At 52.3% G+C, this 20,213-nt stretch carries 19 protein-coding genes; 12 read left to right on the top strand and 7 right to left on the bottom strand.

From position 1 onward, the window contains the following. Position 1: 1 nt before the first annotated feature. From queA to uvrA, 7 genes are all read left to right on the top strand, one after another. A complete protein-coding gene (gene queA / locus PFRI_RS06745) occupies positions 2-1,060 on the top strand; it encodes a tRNA preQ1(34) S-adenosylmethionine ribosyltransferase-isomerase QueA (protein ID WP_072629940.1) in 1,059 nt (352 codons plus the stop codon). Between the two features lie 98 nt (positions 1,061-1,158). After that, positions 1,159-2,424, top strand: a complete 1,266-nt coding sequence (locus PFRI_RS06740; protein WP_084649633.1) for an MFS transporter — start codon at positions 1,159-1,161, stop codon at positions 2,422-2,424. Between the two features lie 93 nt (positions 2,425-2,517). After that, positions 2,518-3,102, top strand: coding sequence for a DUF924 family protein (locus PFRI_RS06735; RefSeq protein ID WP_420541329.1), 585 nt, complete (start codon positions 2,518-2,520; stop codon positions 3,100-3,102). 106 nt (positions 3,103-3,208) lie between these two features. Continuing rightward, positions 3,209-4,603, top strand: a complete 1,395-nt coding sequence (gene lpdA / locus PFRI_RS06730; protein ID WP_072629938.1) for a dihydrolipoyl dehydrogenase — start codon at positions 3,209-3,211, stop codon at positions 4,601-4,603. A gap of 9 nt (positions 4,604-4,612) precedes the next feature. Further along, positions 4,613-5,173, top strand: coding sequence for a class I SAM-dependent methyltransferase (locus PFRI_RS06725; protein ID WP_072629937.1), 561 nt, complete (start codon positions 4,613-4,615; stop codon positions 5,171-5,173). Continuing rightward, positions 5,157-6,404 (top strand): MFS transporter, encoded by a 1,248-nt coding sequence (locus PFRI_RS06720; RefSeq protein WP_170124856.1) that lies wholly within the window; start codon positions 5,157-5,159, stop codon positions 6,402-6,404. Before PFRI_RS06725 ends, PFRI_RS06720 begins: the two co-directional genes overlap by 17 nt. 103 nt (positions 6,405-6,507) lie before the next feature. Beyond that, positions 6,508-9,372 carry an excinuclease ABC subunit UvrA gene (gene uvrA, locus PFRI_RS06715; RefSeq protein ID WP_072629936.1) on the top strand — a complete coding sequence of 955 codons (2,865 nt, stop codon included), beginning with the start codon at positions 6,508-6,510 and terminating at the stop codon, positions 9,370-9,372. A 2-nt stretch (positions 9,373-9,374) separates the two neighbouring features. On the opposite strand, the gene PFRI_RS06710 is transcribed toward uvrA, so the two are convergent. Continuing rightward, positions 9,375-10,682, bottom strand: a complete 1,308-nt coding sequence (locus tag PFRI_RS06710; protein ID WP_072629935.1) for an HlyC/CorC family transporter — start codon at positions 10,680-10,682, stop codon at positions 9,375-9,377. A gap of 68 nt (positions 10,683-10,750) precedes the next feature. On the opposite strand from PFRI_RS06710, the gene PFRI_RS06705 reads away from it, so the two are divergent. Beyond that, complete coding sequence (locus tag PFRI_RS06705; protein WP_072629934.1) at positions 10,751-11,536, top strand: metallophosphoesterase family protein; 786 nt, start codon at positions 10,751-10,753, stop codon at positions 11,534-11,536. Here PFRI_RS06705 and PFRI_RS06700 read toward each other — a convergent pair. The 3 genes from PFRI_RS06700 to PFRI_RS21320 are packed head-to-tail and all read right to left on the bottom strand — an operon-like array spanning position 11,533 to position 14,175. Next, positions 11,533-12,477, bottom strand: coding sequence for a site-specific tyrosine recombinase XerD (locus PFRI_RS06700; protein WP_072629933.1), 945 nt, complete (start codon positions 12,475-12,477; stop codon positions 11,533-11,535). The two genes, PFRI_RS06705 and PFRI_RS06700, sit on opposite strands and share 4 nt — an antisense overlap. Continuing rightward, entirely contained in the window at positions 12,474-14,024 is a 1,551-nt protein-coding gene (locus PFRI_RS06695; RefSeq protein WP_139292102.1) for a hypothetical protein, read from the bottom strand. Before PFRI_RS06695 ends, PFRI_RS06700 begins: the two co-directional genes overlap by 4 nt. After that, complete coding sequence (locus PFRI_RS21320; protein ID WP_170124855.1) at positions 14,011-14,175, bottom strand: hypothetical protein; 165 nt, start codon at positions 14,173-14,175, stop codon at positions 14,011-14,013. Before PFRI_RS21320 ends, PFRI_RS06695 begins: the two co-directional genes overlap by 14 nt. A 120-nt stretch (positions 14,176-14,295) precedes the next feature. Here PFRI_RS21320 and PFRI_RS06690 point away from each other — a divergent pair, with 120 nt between their 5' ends. Then, positions 14,296-14,847, top strand: a complete 552-nt coding sequence (locus PFRI_RS06690) for a shikimate kinase (protein ID WP_072629931.1) — start codon at positions 14,296-14,298, stop codon at positions 14,845-14,847. Continuing rightward, the gene (aroB, locus tag PFRI_RS06685) at positions 14,840-15,955 is read left to right on the top strand and encodes a 3-dehydroquinate synthase (RefSeq protein ID WP_072629930.1); all 1,116 of its coding nucleotides are present in this window, start codon (positions 14,840-14,842) and stop codon (positions 15,953-15,955) included. The genes PFRI_RS06690 and aroB overlap by 8 nt, the downstream gene beginning before the upstream one ends. Before the next feature lie 5 nt (positions 15,956-15,960). On the opposite strand, the gene PFRI_RS06680 is transcribed toward aroB, so the two are convergent. Both PFRI_RS06680 and ssb read right to left on the bottom strand, forming a co-directional pair. Further along, entirely contained in the window at positions 15,961-16,668 is a 708-nt protein-coding gene (locus tag PFRI_RS06680; protein ID WP_072629929.1) for a hypothetical protein, read from the bottom strand. Positions 16,669-16,795: 127 nt separating this feature from the next. Then, positions 16,796-17,347: a single-stranded DNA-binding protein gene (ssb, locus tag PFRI_RS06675; RefSeq protein ID WP_072629928.1), complete on the bottom strand. Its 552-nt coding sequence runs from the start codon at positions 17,345-17,347 to the stop codon at positions 16,796-16,798. A 181-nt stretch (positions 17,348-17,528) separates the two neighbouring features. Between ssb and PFRI_RS06670 the strand changes: the two genes are divergently transcribed. Continuing rightward, positions 17,529-18,140, top strand: a complete 612-nt coding sequence (locus PFRI_RS06670; RefSeq protein ID WP_072629927.1) for a lytic transglycosylase domain-containing protein — start codon at positions 17,529-17,531, stop codon at positions 18,138-18,140. A 28-nt stretch (positions 18,141-18,168) separates the two neighbouring features. On the opposite strand, the gene PFRI_RS06665 is transcribed toward PFRI_RS06670, so the two are convergent. After that, positions 18,169-19,239, bottom strand: a complete 1,071-nt coding sequence (locus PFRI_RS06665) for an alpha/beta hydrolase family protein (protein WP_072629926.1) — start codon at positions 19,237-19,239, stop codon at positions 18,169-18,171. A gap of 122 nt (positions 19,240-19,361) precedes the next feature. Between PFRI_RS06665 and PFRI_RS06660 the strand changes: the two genes are divergently transcribed. Then, the gene (locus PFRI_RS06660) at positions 19,362-20,192 is read left to right on the top strand and encodes a hypothetical protein (protein ID WP_072629925.1); all 831 of its coding nucleotides are present in this window, start codon (positions 19,362-19,364) and stop codon (positions 20,190-20,192) included. Positions 20,193-20,213: the final 21 nt, after the last annotated feature.

Genomic DNA, 20,213 nt, shown 5'->3' with positions numbered 1-20,213 from the left:
AATGAAATTAAGTGACTTTGATTTTGATCTGCCGGATCGTTTGATTGCAACACGACCTGTTTCCCCGCGTTCCTCCGCGCGTTTGTTACTGGCGCAGGCTGGAAGTATCCAAGATTGGCATGTCTATGATTTGCCAGAGATATTTCTGCCCGGTGATGTGCTGGTTTTGAACAATACTAAAGTCATACCCGCGCGTCTGTTCGGTCTACGCCGCCGCGAAAGCGAACATGGATCGGGCGAAGCAAAGATTGAAGTGACGTTGTTAGAGCCAAGCGCGGACCAAGGCAGCTGGCGCGCGCTGATCAAGCCGCTGCGCAAGGTGAAAGAGGGGGAAGTCATCGTCTTTTCCGATGTGCTGAGTGCGACATTGACAGGCAAAGAAGTCGGTCAAGGTGTGCTAAAGTTCAACCTTCAAGGGGATGATTTCGACGCGGCTTTGGCGGATGCGGGCGCAATGCCTTTGCCGCCATATATCGCGGCCAAACGCGCGGCAGATGAGCAGGACAAAGACGATTACCAAACAGTGTTTGCAGAGCATTCCGGCGCGGTCGCGGCGCCAACGGCGTCGCTCCATTTCGATGAGGACTTGCTTGAAAACCTGCGCGGGCGCGGCGTTGAATTTGCGCATGTCACGCTGCATGTCGGGGCAGGGACGTTTCTGCCTGTAAAGGTCGATGATGTGACAACCCACAAGATGCATGCGGAATGGGGACAGGTCAGCGCGACCGCCGCAGATCAGATCTTGCGAGCAAAAAAGGAAGGGCGTCGTGTCATCCCAGTTGGCACAACTGCGCTGCGCTTGATCGAAAGCGCCGCTGCCGCAAGCGGTGAAATTGCGCCGTGGGAAGGGGAAACCGATATTTTCATCTACCCCGGTTTCAAATTTAACGTTGCTGATGCGCTGATGACGAACTTTCATCTACCCAAGAGCACGTTGATGATGCTGGTCGCTGCTTTGATGGGCAAAGCGCGCATGGATGAGATCTATGCGCACGCCATCGCAGAGAATTACCGCTTCTTTTCTTATGGTGACAGCTCGCTCTTGGTGCCCTCGAAATAGTTCGCCGCAGCGACATAGTGTGTCGCGTGTAAACCAGTTGTTTAGAGCGAACAGGTATAGCGCTCGAATCTTAATCATTCTGTCATGCGGGGCGTGCGGTGTTTTCAGTTCTTCAAAATTCATGGGCACTTTTGCTCGGTATGATGCTCTTGATGCTTGGCAATGGCTTGCAAGGCACGCTTTTGGGTGTGCGCGGTGAGATAGAGGGATTTTCGACCTTCGAGATGTCGCTCGTCATGTCTGCCTATTTCGTCGGCTTTCTAGGGGGGTCGCATGCTGCCCCTGAAATGATCCGTCGCGTCGGGCATGTGCGGGTCTTTGCGGCGCTTGGCTCGCTCATTTCGGCCGTTCTGATCCTTTATCCTGCACTTGCAAATGCAGAAGCGTGGATGGTTGGTCGTGTCATTATCGGTTTTTGTTTCTCGGCTGTTTATGTGACCGCAGAGAGCTGGCTGAATAACTCTGCGACAAATGAAAACCGCGGGCAGACTTTGTCGCTCTATATGATTGTTCAGATGATCGGTATCGTTGCGGCGCAAGGTGTGTTGCTGCTTGGCGATCCTTCTGGCTACATATTGTTCATTATCCCTTCGGTTTTGGTCTCCGTCGCGTTTGCCCCTATTTTGCTATCGATCACGCCGACTCCTGCATTCGATACGACCAAGCCTATGTCGCTTAAAAAGCTCTACGAAGTGTCCCCGCTTGGCGTGGTTGGCATGTTCCTGCTCGGTGGCGTGTTTTCGGCGCAGTTCGGCATGGCTGCGGTTTATGGCGGTAAAGCAGGGCTTAGCATCGCGCAAATCTCGCTTTTTGTGTCGGCGTTCTATGTCGGCGCTTTGATTATGCAATATCCTTTGGGCTATATCTCGGACCGGATGGATCGCCGTTTCTTAATCCTTTTGACCGCGGCTTTGGGGGGCGTTGCCTCAATTGTTGCAGTCATTTGGGGGGAAGACATCATTATCTTATTGGCTGCAGCTTTTGTCATTGGGGGCACATCTAACCCGCTCTATTCGCTGTTTCTCGCGTACACCAACGACTTTCTTGAGCATGAAGACATGGCTGCCGCCTCTGGTGGCATGGTTTTCGTCAGTGGGCTCGGTGCGATTTCTGGCCCTATTGTTACGGGTTGGCTGATGACGACTGTTGGGCCTGGTGCTTTCTTTGGGTTGATCGGGGCTCTCATGATGGCCATCGCAGTCTACGCGGCTTTCCGTATGACACAGCGTGCGTCGCCCTCTGTCGATGACACCGCAGGTTTTCAGGCAATTATGCCGTCGTCTTCTCCGGTCTTCGTTGAGGTTGCGCAAGAAATTGCGATCGAAAACGCAATTGAGGAGCAGATGGAAGAAATTTCCCCCTAATTATGTCGTAAATGACCTATTTTGTTACTAGATTCAGAGATTAACCTGATTGTAACGTTTCTAAAGCGTCCACGCCCAAATGGGAGAACTAACATGATCGCGGCCCCTGATGAGGTTTTGAGCTTCTGGCTTGACGAGAAGAGCCCTGAAGATTGGTACAAGGCAGATGACAGCCTTGATCAAGAGATACGAGAACGCTTTGGCGACACGTGGCAAGCTGCGATGGATGGCAAGTTTGGGCTTTGGCTAACCTACCCAAGTGGGGCTTTGGCTTATATCGTTCTGACCGATCAGTTTTCACGAAATATGTTTCGCGGCACTGGCAAGGCATTCGCGTCTGATCGTGTCGCGCTTACGGCCTCCAAAATCGCAATTGATCGGCAATGGGATCTGCGCATTGATGAACCTGCGCGTCAGTTTTTCTACATGCCCTTGATGCATTCCGAAAGCCTATGTGACCAAGAGCGCTGCATCCGTCTGATGAAAGAACGTATGCCAAACTCGGGTGACAGCAATTTGCTTCACGCTAAAGCGCACCGTGAAGTGATCCGCAAGTTTGGTCGCTTTCCTTATCGAAACGACGCGCTTTCACGTCGCTACACGCAGATTGAAAAAGACTATATTCAGGCTGGTGGATATGGCTCGACTGTGCGTGATCAGCAGCTTGTCACTGCATAAAGTCGTTTAAGGCGAATTCGTTAAGGGTGGCTGCTTGGCTGCCCTTTTCTTTTGCGCGCGCGCTGGTTAGCCTGTCTTTGAGCACTTAAAAACAGGAGAGCTATCCATGGCCCAAGATTCATACGACATGATCGTGATTGGAGCAGGACCGGGGGGCTATGTTGCAGCCATTCGCGGCGCACAATTGGGCCTGAGCGTTGCGATTATCGAGCGCGAGCACATGGGTGGCATTTGTTTGAACTGGGGCTGTATTCCAACCAAAGCCATGTTGCGCTCTGCGGAGGTCTTCCACCTCATGCATCGCGCAAAGGAATTTGGACTAAGCGCGACAGGCATCGATTATGATTTGGAGGCTGTTGTGAAGCGCTCGCGCAAAGTTGCGGGCCAGCTGTCTTCCGGAATCTCTCATCTTATGAAAAAGAACAAGATCACCGTCGTGATGGGGCAAGCCCGTTTGGCCGGTAAGGGCAGTGTCGCTGTAAAAGGCGACAAAGGCGAGCAAACGCTTAGCTCCAAACATATCATTCTCGCCACTGGTGCGCGTGCGCGCGAATTGCCAGGTCTCGAAGGCGATGGCGATTTGGTTTGGACCTACAAAGACGCGCTGACACCGCCGCGTATGCCTAAAAAGTTGCTGGTGATCGGTTCTGGCGCAATCGGGATCGAGTTCGCGAGTTTTTATAACACGCTCGGTTCAGACACGACTGTCGTCGAAGTCATGGATCGCGTTTTACCTGTTGAGGACGCTGAAATCAGTGCATTTGCGAAGAAAAGTTTTACTGCGCAAGGGATGAAGATCCGCGAAAAGTCGATGGTGAAACAGCTAGATCGCGGCAAGGGCAAAGTTACGGCGCATATCGAGACGGGTGGGAAAACTGTTAAGGAAGAGTTCGACACCGTTATCTCTGCTGTTGGCATCGTTGGAAATGTCGAAGACTTGGGGCTTGAGGCGGCTGGCGTCACCGTTGATCGCACGCATGTTTTGACCGACGAATATTGCCGCACAGGGGTCGAAGGACTTTATGCGATTGGCGATATTGCTGGCGCACCTTGGCTTGCTCACAAAGCCTCGCATGAAGGGGTGCTTGTTGCTGAACTCATTGCAGGCAAAACCGTGCATCCGATAAAGCCGGGGTCCATCGCGGGCTGCACGTATTGTCATCCGCAAGTTGCGAGTGTCGGCATGACGGAAGCCGCTGCAAAAGAGGCTGGGCATGACATCAAAGTGGGCCGCTTCCCGTTTATGGGAAATGGCAAAGCCATTGCACTTGGCGAGGCCGAAGGCTTGGTTAAAACGATTTTTGACGCCGAGACCGGTGAACTTCTGGGCGCGCATATGATCGGCGCTGAAGTGACTGAAATGATCCAAGGGTATGTAATCGGACGTCAACTAGAGACGACAGAAGATGATCTGATGCACACCGTATTCCCGCATCCGACGTTGTCCGAAATGATGCATGAAAGTGTCCTCGACGCCTATGATCGTGCGATCCACTTTTAAGGATTTAACATGCCCTCTTTGAACCGCATCGAGATGCGCCGCATCAGCCGTTCTTGGCTGAAGGAACTGCCTTTGAGCGGTATGTCTGTTGCTGAGATTTCGGGCCAGTGGGGGAAGTATTTCAACTTTGGGTCTTATGAGCAGTTTCGGTTTCCAAAATATGATATCTGCAAAGGACTCTTTGAAGGTGAGGATGGACGCCCGCGTAAATTTGATTTGATCATTGCGGATCAGGTTTGGGAACATCTGGATCGTCCTTATGCAGCAACAAAAAATGTCCGTAAGATGATGAAAAGAGGTTCTTATTTTTATCTAGCGACCCCGTTTTTTATTCCTTTTCATGCGGCACCGCAGGATAATTCGCGTTGGTCCGCGCGTGGTTTGAAGAATCTTTTGGTTGAATGTGGGTTTGACGAAACAGGTATTCGCACGGGCCAATGGGGTAATCGCGCCGCTGCTCTGCGAAACCTTGAAGAGGTCTGGCCACCTGAACATGAGCCTGAAACAGATGAGTTGACGAACGATCCCGTGTTCCCGATTACGGCTTGGGCGCTTGCACAAAAAATCTGAAACTTCTGCTGGCTCACGGTCTCTGTCAAAGCCTGAAGACCGCACCGATTGGCTCATCGTTTTGCTGGTCTGGGCCGCTGGTCTAGGAGCCGCAGCGCAATTTGGCAAAATCGCTGTAACGCTTGATGCATTTCGAGACATCTATGCGGTCAGCGAGGTCGCGTTAGGGTTTTTGATTTCTTGCGTGGGTTTTGTCGGACTTCTTTTCGGAGTTGTCGGAGGGATCTTAAGTCCGAGATTAGGCATCAAGAGAATGTTCATATTGGGGATGTTTTCTGCAGCGATTTTGTCAGCGCTACAATCCTTTTCGATTCCGTATTCGGCAATGATCATTTTGCGGGTTTTGGAGGGGGCCAGCCACCTTTTTATTGTTATCGCGGGGCCCATACTTATGGCGCGGCATAGCTCTTCGCGCACGCGTCCAGGCATCATGACGCTTTGGAGTAGTTTTTTTGGCCTCTCATACATGCTGGTTGCGTTGATTGCGCCTTGGGTCATTGGCCATTTTGGCCTGCAAAGCCTGTTCATAGGGCACGCTTTTTACATGTTGGTGCTTGGAGCATTACTTTCTCAGGCGCTGCCAATTGCTAAAACGCAAACCAGCTTTGATTTAGAACACGACAATTTTGATCTTCCGAACCTCTTAAAATTGCATTTGAAGATTTATAAGTCGCCTTGGCTCAGTGCTGCTGCGTTGGGTTTTGTGTTTTACACTGGCCTCTATATTGCGCTTCTTACCTACATTCCCGAGTTCGTTGCACCCGCGTTAAGAACTGGCTTGTCTGCAAGTCTTCCGTTTGCTTCCATTGTCACGTCACTCACGTTTGGCGTTGTCTTGTTACGCTTTGTTCGTCCGGTAAATGCAGTTATCATTGGGTATCTTCTGATTGGTGCTTGCGCATTTCCGCTCTTGTTTGTGGTTGGAAACGATCCGTTATTCGTCGTGTTCAGCATCATTTTGCTTGGATCTACAGGTATTGTGCCCGGCGCGTCATTTGCGGCATTGGCGGAACTCAATTTGACCGATCAGGACAGGGCTTACGCGACAGGTGCCATTGCTCAGTTGGGCAACTTGGGTACGAGTTGCGGTCCGCCGTTGTTAGCTGCGATTATTTCGATATCAGGAGTATACGGAACTGTCGGTTTTGTCCTTCTGTTCTGCTTTTTTGGTGTTTTCGTCCACGTCTTGCTCGCACGGCAACGCTCAACCCACATAGCGCAGAGAGATTAATCTTTCGTATATTCTTGATTTGTTCTACTTCTATTCTTCACATGAGGGCTGGTCGAATCCGAGGCTTTGCCTATGTGTAAGTGCTGAAGCATAGGGGCGCAAAATGGCTGAGCTGAAAAATATCGAAGTACGCGGTGCACGTGAACACAATCTTAAGTCGATTGATGTTGATATCCCCCGTGATCAACTCGTTGTTATCACCGGACTTTCTGGATCTGGAAAGTCATCTCTTGCCTTTGATACCATTTATGCTGAAGGCCAGCGCAGATACGTTGAATCGCTAAGTGCCTATGCCCGCCAATTCCTTGATATGATGCAAAAACCTGATGTGGATCACATCAGTGGTCTTAGCCCTGCTATTTCAATCGAACAAAAGACAACGTCGAAAAACCCGCGTTCCACCGTCGGGACTGTAACCGAAATTTATGACTATATGCGATTGTTGTTTGCACGCGTTGGAACGCCGTTCTCGCCAACGACTGGTTTGCCTATTGAAGCGCAGCAGGTGCAGGACATGGTCGATCGTATCATGGCCATGGAAGAGGGAACGCGTGGGTATCTTTTGGCCCCAATTATTCGGGATCGAAAAGGCGAATACCGCAAAGAATTCATGGAGTTGCGTAAGCAAGGTTTTCAACGGGTCAAAGTGGATGGCGCGTTTTATGAGTTGGATGAACCGCCAACACTGGACAAGAAATTCCGTCATGACATCGACGTTGTTGTGGATCGGATTGTGATCCGAAAAGGTCTCGAAACACGGCTCGCGGACAGTCTCAGAACAGCTTTGGATCTTGCGGATGGCATTGCGATTCTTGAGTCTGCACCATCTGAAGGAGAGCCTGAGCGCTTCACCTTTTCAGAGAAATTTGCCTGTCCTGTCAGTGGCTTCACCATTCCAGAAATCGAACCTCGTCTGTTTAGTTTCAACGCACCGTTTGGTGCCTGTCCTGAATGCGATGGTCTGGGAAAAGAGTTATTTTTTGATGAACGTTTGGTGGTTCCCGACGCTGCTTTGAAAATTTCTGACGGAGCTTTGGCTCCTTGGCGCAAAGGGAAGTCGCCATATTTCCTGCAAACCATTGAAGCTATTGCAAAACATTATAAGTTCGACCAGAGCACCAAATGGAAAGATTTGCCTGAGAATGTACAGCAAGTTTTCCTCTATGGTTCGGGCGAGGAAGAGATCGCGTTTCGCTATGATGAAGGCGGGCGCGTTTACCAAGTGACCCGTGTTTTCGAGGGCGTCATTCCGAATATGGAGAGGCGTTACCGCGAAACTGATAGCAACTGGATTCGCGAAGAGTTTGAGCGTTATCAAAACAATAGACCTTGTGGCACATGCGAAGGTTTCCGTCTGCGCGAAGAAGCGTTGGCCGTGAAAATCGCAGGGCTGCACGTGGGTCACGTCGTTCAAATGTCGATCCGTGAGGCATATGAGTGGTGTGCGACGGTGCCTGCGTCGTTGACCGTTCAGCGCAATGAGATTGCCAAAGCGATTTTGAAGGAAATTCAGGAGCGTTTGGGTTTTCTTAACAATGTCGGCCTAGAGTACCTCACATTGTCGCGTGCAAGCGGCACTTTGAGTGGGGGAGAAAGCCAGAGAATTAGATTGGCAAGTCAAATCGGTTCTGGTTTGCAAGGCGTTTTATACGTGCTCGATGAGCCATCCATCGGTTTGCACCAGCGCGACAATGACCGGTTGTTGCTGACGCTCAAGAACCTGCGAGATCAGGGAAATACTGTGATCGTAGTGGAACATGATGAAGAGGCTATTCGTGAAGCCGACTATGTTTTCGACATCGGCCCAGGGGCAGGGGTGCATGGCGGGCAAGTCGTTTCGAAAGGGACACCTGCAGAAATTATTGCGGACGAAAATTCGGTCACGGGGCAATACTTAAGTGGAAAACGCCAGATTGAAGTGCCTACGGAGCGTCGTAAAGGGAACAAGAAGAAGCTTAAGGTTGTTAAAGCAACAGGCAATAATCTTCAGAATGTCAACGTTGATTTCCCGCTTGGAATGTTTGTCTGCGTTACCGGTGTTTCTGGTGGGGGTAAGTCTACTCTGACGATTGAAACATTGTTCAAGACTGCTTCTATGCGTTTGAATGGCGCGCGACAGACACCTGCGCCTTGTGAAACGATCAAAGGACTAGAGCATCTTGATAAGGTGATCGACATTGATCAACGTGCGATCGGTCGGACGCCGCGATCAAACCCGGCGACCTATACAGGGGCGTTCACCCCGATCCGTGATTGGTTCGCTGGACTGCCTGAAGCTAAAACGCGCGGCTACAAGCCCGGACGCTTTAGTTTCAACGTCAAAGGTGGGCGTTGTGAGGCCTGTCAGGGTGACGGTGTCATCAAGATCGAGATGCACTTCTTGCCAGACGTCTATGTCGAGTGCGAGACGTGTAAAGGTGCGCGATACAACCGTGAAACGCTCGAAATCAGGTTCAAGGGCAAGAGCATCGCCGACGTTCTGAACATGACGGTCGAAGACGCGCAAGATTTCTTTAAAGCAGTGCCAAGCATTCGTGAGAAAATGGATGCTCTTATGCGTGTTGGTCTCGGCTATATTAAGGTTGGTCAACAAGCGACGACCCTGTCGGGTGGTGAAGCGCAACGCGTGAAGCTCTCTAAAGAACTAAGCAAACGTTCCACCGGACGCACATTGTATATTTTGGACGAACCTACAACAGGCTTGCACTTTGAAGATGTGCGTAAGCTGTTGGAAGTCCTGCATGAACTGGTCGAAGCAGGCAATACAGTCATCGTGATTGAGCACAATCTAGATGTGATCAAAACCGCAGACTGGATTATCGATATCGGTCCTGAGGGCGGTGATGGTGGCGGAGAAGTTGTCGCAACCGGAACGCCAGAAAAGGTCGCCGAGACGGAAGGCAGTTACACAGGCCATTATCTAAAGCCGATGCTGGAAGTTGCGGCCAAACGCGCGGCCGCAAAATGATGCTAGAGTGGTCGGATCTTCAGTAGAGTGATCCGATTACCTTCGCGTTCCGCGACTTCAAAGCGAAATCCATGAAAGCTAAACACTTGACCCGTTGTTGGGATCATTTGCGCTTCATGGATCACCAAACCGGCGACTGTGTTGGCCTCTTCGTCCGGCAAGTTCCAATCAACCGCGCGGTTGAGATCGCGGATCGTCATTGAGCCATCAATTTTGTAGTGGCCATCTTCGTCTGGGGCGAGGGTGGCATCTTCCTCAAGGTCAAACTCATCCGTGATTTCGCCCACAATTTCTTCGAGAATATCTTCGAGCGTGATCAAGCCCTGCAACGTGCCATATTCATCGACAACCAACGCAAAATGCGTGCGACGACGCAGGAAATTGCGCATTTGGTCATCTAGAGTCGTGGTTTCAGGCACGAAATAGGGTGGCATCGCGACTTCGCGAATGTCGAATTTAGTTAACCCAGTGACAGAGCCAGTATCCGCATCGATCAAACGATGCATCGCGCGCAACAAATCTTTTGCGTGAATTGTGCCGATAATATTTTCTGGCTCACCATCGTAAACTGGCAAGCGGGTATGGCGGCTCTCTAAACACTGGCGCAAGATTGCAGCGGGATCTGTCGCTGCGTTAATCATCTCGATGCCCGAACGGTGAAGCATGATTTCTTCGACCGCACGTTCGCTCAGATCGAGCGCGCCCAAAATGCGATCACGGTCTTCTTTTTCGACGATACCTTCGGAGTGACCAAGGTTTAGAGCGCCCTCAATTTCTTCTTTCACCGCGAGAATATGGCTATCAGGGTCGGTTTGAATTCCAAAAATCCGCAGTATACCGCGCACGAAAAAGCGCACTGCAGTTACCACCGGCGAGAAAACTGTGACAACCAATTGGATAATAGGCGAAACAAGCGCGGCTGCGCGTTCGGCATTCGTAATGGCGTAGGTTTTGGGTAAAACTTCAGCAAAGACCAAGACCAGCAAGGTCATGACCAAAGTTGCCATCGCCACGCCGCTTTCACCGAATGCGCGCGTGAAAAGCGCCGTCGCCAGAGATGTAGCAAGGATATTAACCAAGTTATTGCCCAGCAACACAGAGCCGATCAGGCGTTCGTTGTCTTCCGTAATATCCAGGGCGCGCTGTGCCCCGCGCGACCCTTTATCTGCTTGGGTACGTAACTTTCCGCGCGACGCTGCCGTCAAAGCTGTTTCCGACCCTGAGAAGAAGCCAGACAGGACCAGCAACAGCAGGATTGATCCAGCTGTGATCCAGAATGCGCTATCAAGAACGGGTGAAATGGTGTCCATCGGGCTTGTCTTTCCTTATGCTATTCATCTTATGGGGGCGGGCGGTCGGCACTTCAAGGGAACGGGTCATGCGTATAGACGATTTGGGCGAATTGAACGGTGAAGTTACGGTCTTTGGTGGTCCGTATTCCAATATTCAGGCGCTAGTCGCGCTCATGGCGACGGCGCGCGGCACATTGATTTGCACGGGTGATCTGGTTGCCTATTGTGGATCACCTAATGCAGTGATCGAGCGGATTCAAGAAAGCGATGTCCATCTTCTTGCCGGGAATTGTGAAAAGCAACTCGCGGCCAATGCCCTGGATTGTGGGTGCGGATTTGAGGATGGCACGACTTGCGATCTTTTGTCTTCAGCTTGGTATGCTTATGCGAACGCTCAGGTTGGCGCGGATGCACGGGCTTGGATGGCGCGGTTGCCTGATGTTTTAACATTCACTCAAATGGGTCGCAAAACGGCGTTATTGCATGGCGGCATCACGGATGTGGCGCTATTTTTATGGAGTGTTTCGCCTGAGCAGCACTTCTTAGAGGAACTTGATGCGTTGAATATACTGTGTGGCGATGTGGATGTGGTGATTGCAGGGCATTCTGGCATCGCTTTCGAGCGCGAGATTGCAGGCGTGCGTTGGATCAACGCGGGCGTGATCGGGATGCCGCCGCATGATGGGACCGCGCGGACCGAATTTTTGCGCATTTCTGATATCGGTGAATATCGTTTTGAGCGATTGAGCTATGATGTGGATAGCGCAGTGAAAGACATGCAAGACGCAGGACTAACACAAGGGTATCATCGCGCGTTGAGCTCAGGTGTCTGGCCTTCAGAAGATGTTTTACCTCAGGCGCTTAGGCGTTAGTCTTTATCCTTTGCGAGAGGGTGGTGCGTCAGAACGAGCTCTTGTAAACGCGCCTCTAGAACATGGGTGTAAATCTCTGTTGTGGCCACATCCGCGTGGCCTAGCAATGTTTGGATCGAGCGCAAATCAGCGCCGTTTTCTAAAAGATGCGTAGCAAAGGCGTGGCGCAATGTATGCGGTGTTACCTTGGCTGGCGAAACTCCAGCGTGGACCGCGAGTTCTTTGATCAAGATGTAGAAACGGTGCCGCGTCAGGTGCCCTTCTTTACCGCGTGACGGGAACAAAAAGCGCGAGGCAGCTTTGCCTTTGAGACGGGCGGCGTCTTGTGTTTCTTGCCAAAGCTCCAGCCAAACAACCAAAGCGTCGCGCGCAGGCGGCGAGAGCGGAACCATGCGTTCTTTGTCGCCCTTTCCACGAATGAGCAGCATGCGCGGATTGCCACGCGCGGCCGCAACGGGCAGGGAAACCAGCTCGCTTACGCGCATACCTGTGGCGTAGAGCAGTTCCATCAGACATGTGTTGCGGACGCGATCCGATTTGCTGCGACCAACTTCGCGTGCAGAGACGAGCAGGCCATCAACTTCGGCCATGCTCAGTGTTTTGGGCAGTCGTTTATCTTTACCTGGACCCGCGATCTGTATGGCCGGATTATCCTCGCGCCAACCTTCTTCAAAGCCGAACCGGTAGAGTTGTTTGATCGCAGACAGCCGTCGCGCGCGGGTCGATTTTGCCAAGCCCTGCGCATCACAATAGATTAGATAGGCTTCGACATCATCACGGCTTGCCGCATCGAAACCGACGGACTTCCCCGAAAGCCAACCTGCAAAGTCTTTTAGATCACGCGCATATGCGAGCTGTGTATTGTTTGCTGCGCCCAGTTCGGCCGCTTGTGCGTCCAAAAAGGTCGAGATCCAGCGCAGATGATCGTGTGTTGGCGTCATCCTTGATCTCTGCGCTCGAGCAAGAGCACTTGCAGCGCGGTGCGTCTTGCCGTGTCTTCCAAACCAACACTGCGCAGAAATGCGAGCCCGCTTTGCAAAGCGGCGGAATCGCCAGCAGCCCCTGAAGCAGTCAAAGCCATTGCGCGTAATATTGCTTCGCCGAGACGATTATCTGCAACCATTTCGCTCAAACGGGCAGGCGCACCGGAGCCGCTAAAGCCAGCCTCGATTGCGGCACTTATTAGGACAGTGCTATCCGCTTCGGGTTCTCCTATCGCAATACTTTGCGCGACTTTGAGGGTTGCATCGCTGGTTTCGCGCTGCGCCACGCTTTCATAATCAGGTGAGAGTAATGCGATGCGAGAAATAAGGTCGGCATCCGCGCCAGTGCTTGGCAAGCGTAGCAAGTCCTGTGAAAACAGCGTGGCGATTGGCACTTCGAGATTGGCTTCTTTCACTTTGCCCCATGCGCGTTTGAGTTGCTTGAGGATCGCAGTTGGATCACCTGATTTCAATGCGGTTTCAAGGCGTTGCATCGATTCCACTCGGTCCCAAATGCCGCCAGATGCAGATGGAATACGGCTGGTATAAATGCCCAATAGACGGTTTTCAGAGATCGCGCCGACGCGTGCTAATCGCTCTGCCGCATCCAGCTGCGGTTTCCAGCCGGCATCGCCGGAGATATCTGTCGCCGTAAATTCGCGCGGGAGCGACGAGGTTGGCAGTGCTTCGCCGATGGCTTCAAACAACCTGAATTGCAAAACCGTTGGTCGCTGGGGGACAGGGGGTACGGTGTCAAACAATTCTGGATCAAGGAACCCCTCGAGCAGCGCAACGTCTAATGGTTCTAACGCGCCAATCGCATCCGCGGTGGCGAGGGTGAGGGCTGCGCTGTCCCACTTTTGACCCAAGGCGTCGCAATAGATGCGCGGTGCAAAATCGCGGCTTAGGTTGGGATTACGACGCAACGCTTCGCAAGGGGCTTCCGCGTTGCCGTTCAAAAGCGAGACGTCAAAGTAGAGCTTAAACAGGTCCACATGCGCAGGATCCGCGCGTTCGAGCAGTGCCGTCGCGGGATCCAATGCACCAAGTTCGAGCAGCTTTTGGACCCGTGCACGTATGAAGCTTTCATTTTGATCGGTTTGGGGGGGATCGGCCTCTGCGAGCAAAAGTGTGTACAACAACGACTGAAGCGCTGGGTGTTGTTCAACATCTATTGCAGACATCAATGTGGTTAATGTTTCTACGTCGCTGCCTTGCCACAGCGTGCGCGGCAGACCTGTTACATTGCTCGGAAGCAAACCTGCTGCCGCGCGAACAGGGGCACCGAGCGGGGAAACTGTGACCTGCGGCGTGACAACGGACCCCGCGACAGCGGGCTCGTCGATTGTATTTGATTGCGGGAATTCGCTGAGCGGCACGACGATTTGTTTGGGCCGCTTCTCCAACCACTCAATGGCTGAGAGCGGATCATTCGCCAATGCTGGAAACGAGAACATAGCCCAAGCCAAGCCCGCGAGTGTGATTGAGCGCTTAACTCCCGTCATTCAAATCCACCGGCACGCGAATTTCATGCAATGGCGCAGAAAAGTCCGCACCAAAGAACGGCCCAAGATAGGCGTAAGCGATCAACGCCAGCCCAGCGAGTATCGCGAGATACAACAACAATTTGATAATGCGCCACATGAAGTTGATCATTGCCTGCCTGCCGTCTTTTGTCACGTTTATATATGGCCTTTTTGGTAAGTTCACGTCATTGAGAAGACAAATCGAAATTTGGCGGGCATTGGCCGATGTCATTGCTTGGATTTAACTCAAATGGTTTGGAAATTGCACAAAACGGTTGTTCTGGTCGGCATGATGGGTGCGGGCAAAACGGCTGTGGGCAAAGCACTGGCGCATTTGCTTGGTGTACCATTTCTTGATTCGGATGCAGAAATCGTCAGTGCGGCAAACATGAGCATCGCCGAGATTTTTGAACGGGACGGCGAGCCGTTTTTTCGGGCGCGAGAAAGTGAAGTGATCAGTCGGCTTTTGGATGGCACGCCCTGTGTGCTCTCGACAGGGGGCGGCGCGTTTTTGGCAGAACGCAATCGCAGCTTAATCTCTGCGCGCGGCGTATCTGTGTGTTTAGAGGCGGAGTTGCCGCTTTTATGGTCGCGCGTCCGCAGCAAAGATACGCGCCCATTGCTGCAAACTGCGGACCCAAAAGCAACCTTGAGCGCGCTTTTTGACGCGCGTGCACCAATCTACAATTTGGCGGATGTGTCCGTGAAAGCGAACCCAATGTATTCGATCGAGGACATGGCGCAGCGCGTTCTGACGTCTTTGCAAAGCCGTATGGATGTTTTGGAGAAGGCCAATGCTTGAAACTGTTCACGTTCCTTTAGGCGGACGCGCATATGAGGTGCGCATTGGACCGGGCTTAATTGCGCAAGCTGGCAAAAACATCGCTCCTTTCTTGGCGCGCCCGCGTGTTGCAGTTGTAACGGAAGCGAACGTAGGCCCGCTGCATCTGGAAACTCTGCGCGCAGGGTTGAACGCTGAGGGGATCGATATGGTCTCGCTCGAATTACCTGCTGGGGAAAGCACGAAAGCGTGGCCCGAATTCACCCGCTGCGTAGAATGGCTGCTAGAGCAAAAGATCGAGCGGCGTGATATTGTCATAGCGCTTGGTGGTGGTGTTATCGGAGATCTCGTTGGGTTTGCGGCTGCAGTTTTGCGCCGGGGTATCCGATTTGTGCAAGTGCCAACATCGTTGTTGGCGCAGGTCGATAGCTCTGTGGGTGGCAAGACTGGTATCAATGCGCCGCAGGGCAAAAACCTGATTGGTGCGTTTCACCAGCCCGCGCTGGTTTTGGCCGATACCGATGCTCTCAACACGCTTACACCGCGTGATTTTCTGTCTGGCTACGGCGAAGTTGCCAAGTATGGCATGCTGGGGGATGCAGAATTTTTTGCATGGCTTGAGATTAACGGCCCCAAGCTGCGTTCAGGTGACCAAGCTGCCCGCATAGAAGCTGTACGGCGTTCCGTTCAAATGAAAGCTGACATCGTTTTGCGCGACGAGACAGAACAAGGGGATCGTGCGCTTTTGAACCTTGGTCACACCTTTTGTCATGCGCTTGAGGCGGCGACAGGATATTCAGATCGACTGTTGCACGGAGAGGGCGTTTCAATCGGGTGCGCCCTTGCGTTTGAGTTGTCTTCACGACTTGGGCTTTGCTCTCAAGAAGATCCAAGCCGCGTTCGTGCGCATTTGCGCGAGATGGGCATGAAGGTTGATATGTCTGATATTGAGGGCGATTTGCCGAGCGCTGATGTGCTTTTGGATCTGATGGGGCAGGACAAAAAAGTCGTCGACGGCCAGTTGCGCTTTATCCTTGCGCGCAGCATTGGCGATGCCTTTGTCACGTCAGACGTTCCAAAGGACACCGTTTTACAATTGCTCAAAGACGCGTTGAACGACAGGGCTTAATGCTTCTAGTTTGAACGCTCCAAGTTCATACCGCCCGCGATGGCGATCTGATCCGTGCGCGTTGCTTTGAAAACGAGCGTTGTTTTGTCGTCCCCGATGCGGCCCTCAAGCTTTGTTCCGAGGGAAGACAATGTTCCGGTATTGATAAGACCTTCGCCTGTCATTCGGCCATTTGTAAATTGACCATTAAAGCGATGAGTAAAGCCGCCGTCGTCTGTTGTTTCCCCGTTTTCGCCTTGGAATGTGCCGTCATCAAGGTTTGCTTGAAGGGTCACAGGGGCGGTGTGATGCGCGCGCACGAACGATCCGTCAACCAATCCTAATGTCGCAATTGCTTCGATAAGATTTGGCGTGCGCATGCTTACGGCACGTGACGTTCCGCGATACACTGCGGTGCCGGACCCAGTGGGCGGCTCGATCTGATCCTCATTAAACATTCCAACAAAGGCAATGGCTGTGCCATTGCTGTTCACACCTGTTTTCAATGCATAGCCGACATTATCGTCGTCTAAGTGTTGGGTGTTTTGCTCTTCAAAGAGCGTGTCCCAAACAACAAAGCCGTCGTCTCCTGTCGTTCGAATGTTCGAAGCAACGGTGATAACATCGGGTGTCTTAGAGCCGCAGGCGCTCAAAGACAGGGCCAAGCAAGTCAGCAAAACGATGCGCGAAGTGTTGGATAGGGGGATGGAAAATGCGTTTGTGGCAGCAAACATAAAAGTCTCTTTTCAAACTAGGGTGGTTTAATCCCATGAGCCTAAGCAGAAGTTGAAAAGCTGTCACCAAAAATAAAACGCCCCAAACGAAAGGTTTGAGGCGCTGGGTCTTTTGATTTCGAAGTGATTAAAACGGGATTTCATCATCCAGATCACGCGATGGGGCACCGCCGCCACCGCCACCACCGCTTTGGTTGCTGCCACTGCCATAACCGCCGCCTTGGTCATAGCCACCACCTTGGCCGCCGCTTTGACCACCGCCGCCGTAGCCGCCGCCGCCCTGGCCACCATCGTAACCGCCGCCTTGGCTGCCGCCTTGATTGTCATTGCGTCCATCAAGCATCGTCATAACACCATCATAGCCATTCAAAACAACTTCTGTGGAATAGCGATCTTGACCGGATTGGTCCTGCCATTTGCGGGTCTGCAGCTTGCCCTCGATGTAAACTTTTGAACCTTTGCGCAGATATTGCTCTGCGATGCGCACAAGACCCTCTTGGAAAATAGCAACCGTATGCCACTCCGTCTTTTCACGACGCTCGCCGGTGTTTTTGTCTTTCCAGTTTTCAGACGTTGCAATCCGAAGGTTGCACACTTTTCCACCATTTTGGAATGTGCGGACTTCTGGGTTGGCCCCAAGATTACCAATGATGATGACTTTGTTAACTGAACCGGCCATTGTTGTCCCTCTTGAAAAATATTGTCGCATCAAATCCACCGACTCAGTCAGCGAACTTTTGCCGAACCTACACCACCATATCATGGTTAAAAACGGAATAACGACGCTACCCCTAGGCGAGCGGCGAAAATCCACTATATTGCGCCCAATAACTGGTTAACAGGCAGGCAGGTTTTTCTGGATGAGCGTATTTTCAAAGCGTGGACGCAAAGGCATTGCGGCGTTGCTGATTGTCGCATTGGCAACTCCTGTCGCGGCGGACAGCCTATCTTCGAAGTCTCGCCAGAAATTGTTCAAGTCCCAGTCTAAAGTTTTGGATAACCGCGCATCGCAGCAATACAAAGCCTCTGTGCGGCTCAAGCCGCCAACCGTTGAAACACCGACGAAGTGGAGCACCAAGAACGCTTCTCCGAAATACAAAGGACGCTACAAGGGTATCTATTCCAAGATGGCCCGCGAAGCGGCGCGCAAACATGGTATCCCAGAGGATCTGTTTTTGCGCCTCGTCCAACAAGAGAGCAATTGGAACCCGAACGCCGTTTCGCACGCGGGCGCGCAAGGTTTGGCGCAGTTGATGCCCGGTACGGCACAGTACTTGCGCGTTGATCCAAGCGATCCGGCGCAGAACCTCGAAGGCGGCGCGCGCTATCTTAAAGAGCAATACCGCAAGTTTGGATCGTGGCGTCTTGCGCTTGCGGCCTATAATGCGGGTCCCGGTGCGGTTCAAAATCATGGTGGCGTGCCTCCGTTCAAAGAGACACGCAACTATGTAAAGGTGATTTGGGGCAGCTAAAACCGCGCTGCCCTATCATTATTCCTTTCTAGATATGCTCTTTTGCGAAGGCGAGGATCGGTTCGAGTACCTCGCGTTGTACGTCGCCACGGGATCGTCCGGCATCTGCGCAAATATTGTCCTCGCCGGTAAAGAAACCTGAGGCACCGATGATCCCCCAACCAAGCCAGCTACATGCGTTGATCCCGCTGAAATGCCACGCGTTTGCGGTGTCCACATAGTGAGCGTTTTGCATTGTCGCAGCGATTCCGTCTGCGCGCACGCCTGCGGGGATCTCATCCGCGCGACCAAAGTTAACGATCAAAGTTGGCAATTCCATCGCGCTGAGGGAGCTTTTGGTCATCGCGCGCGGCAAGGCAGGGTCAATGGCAATGGTGGCGCTTATACGCGCATCGCTGAAGTCCGCCTCATATCGGGTTGCATCAATCGATGTGATATCAACGCCCGCATTTTGATACCAACCGCAATCCAAAATCCCACTGAACGCGTCGCAATAATCGATGAATTGAGCTTTGGACAGCTGTGCGCCTGCCATTGCCAATGCTGTATAGCCTCCGAAGGAAAAGCCGCTGGACGCTACGCGCTCCATGTCTGCGGTGATCCCAGTCGCGCCCGTTTCAAAGGCATCAAGCACTGCGCTGATATCTTGTGGACGCATCCATGTTTGCACAGTCTGATGGGGATCGCTGTCACGCGACGTGGTGCCGTGATGGTTTACCCCCGCAACGATATACCCTTCTTGCGCTAAGGCAGATGCCATCCAAGCGATCTGGGACATGCGTCCGCCAGAGCCGTGTGAGAACACGATCAACGGATGCGCTCCGGTTTGCGGCTCTGCGTCGCGCTGTGCTTGAAAACCATACATGAGCGCGTTTTGCGCAATCAGATCTGCGTCAGCGCTGGCGCTTGCGGGGTACCAAATGTGCAAATCTAAAGCGCGTTCGCGATGCTCGGTTTCTAGCGGCATCTGAGTAAAGCCAACACGGGTTTGCAAAAGGTCGGGCGTTTGCGTGCTGAGCGCCCATGCACCTCCAAAGAGGGCAGCTGCACTACATGCACTGAATGAAAGGAACTGGGTGATATGTCGTTTGATGGTCATTGTTTTGGTCTTTCCAATTTGGTGTTGATGGTCTCAGATTGGCCAAACCCACTTGAACTTGCGTCCTGAAACGGGTTTTGGGACGTAGCAAAACCGGTTTTAGTCCTTTTGGAGCGCTTTTTATGCTGCCGAGCCTGCCACTTCCGATGTTCGGAGCCTTTTTGATGGGGTTTCTGGCGCTTCAAATGCTGCTAGCGCGGGAGCGGTCTGTGCTGCTCGTTGCATTGCTTGCGCTTTGTGCTGTTCAATCGGCGCTGATTGCGCTCGTGCAACATTATGAGGTGACGGCGCTGCGCTTTTTCCAACCGATTGTTGCATCGGTGATTCCGCCCTTGGTATGGATCACGATGTGCCGATTGGGCGCGACTGTGACGTCACAGTTTTGGGTGCATCTTTTGTGGCCAATAGTTGCTTTGGTTGCGATTTTGGTTCAGCCTCATGTGCTAGATGTGATGATCCCGCTTTTGTATATTGGCTACGGTACTGTGATTGTTTTGCGTTCTTTAAAAGGGGCAGATGCGCTGCCGCATGTGCGGCTTGAAAGCGGTGAAGCATCGGGTCGTGTTTGGCGTTGGATTGGGGCTGCGCTGATCTGCTCCGCGCTTGTGGATGTTGCGATCGTTGCAGCGATCATCGCAGGTTTTGAAGCATGGCGCGGCTGGATTATCGGTGCTGGATCGTCTGGCATGCTTTTAATGCTGAGCGCGCTTAGCCTGTCACGCGCGATTAGCGATGTGCCTGAAAAAAGCGCTGAGACGGATGCAACATCGCAGCCATCCCAAAGCCCAACGCCTGAGGATGCTGTCATTATTGCGCGCCTCGATGTGTTGATGGAGGAGGGCCGGCTTTATCTTGATCCCGACCTCACTTTGACGCGCATTGCGCGCAAACTTGGTTTGCCGTCTAAAACGCTATCTTCCGTGACCTGCCCCCCGAAACTTCCCTCAGTTTAATGTAGAGTTTGCTCAACCATC

This window comes from Planktotalea frisia (genome assembly GCF_001890925.1).
Taxonomy (GTDB): domain Bacteria; phylum Pseudomonadota; class Alphaproteobacteria; order Rhodobacterales; family Rhodobacteraceae; genus Planktotalea; species Planktotalea frisia.
The sequence above is the reverse complement of the archived record's forward strand: the minus strand, read 5'-3'. Positions and strand labels throughout refer to the sequence as shown.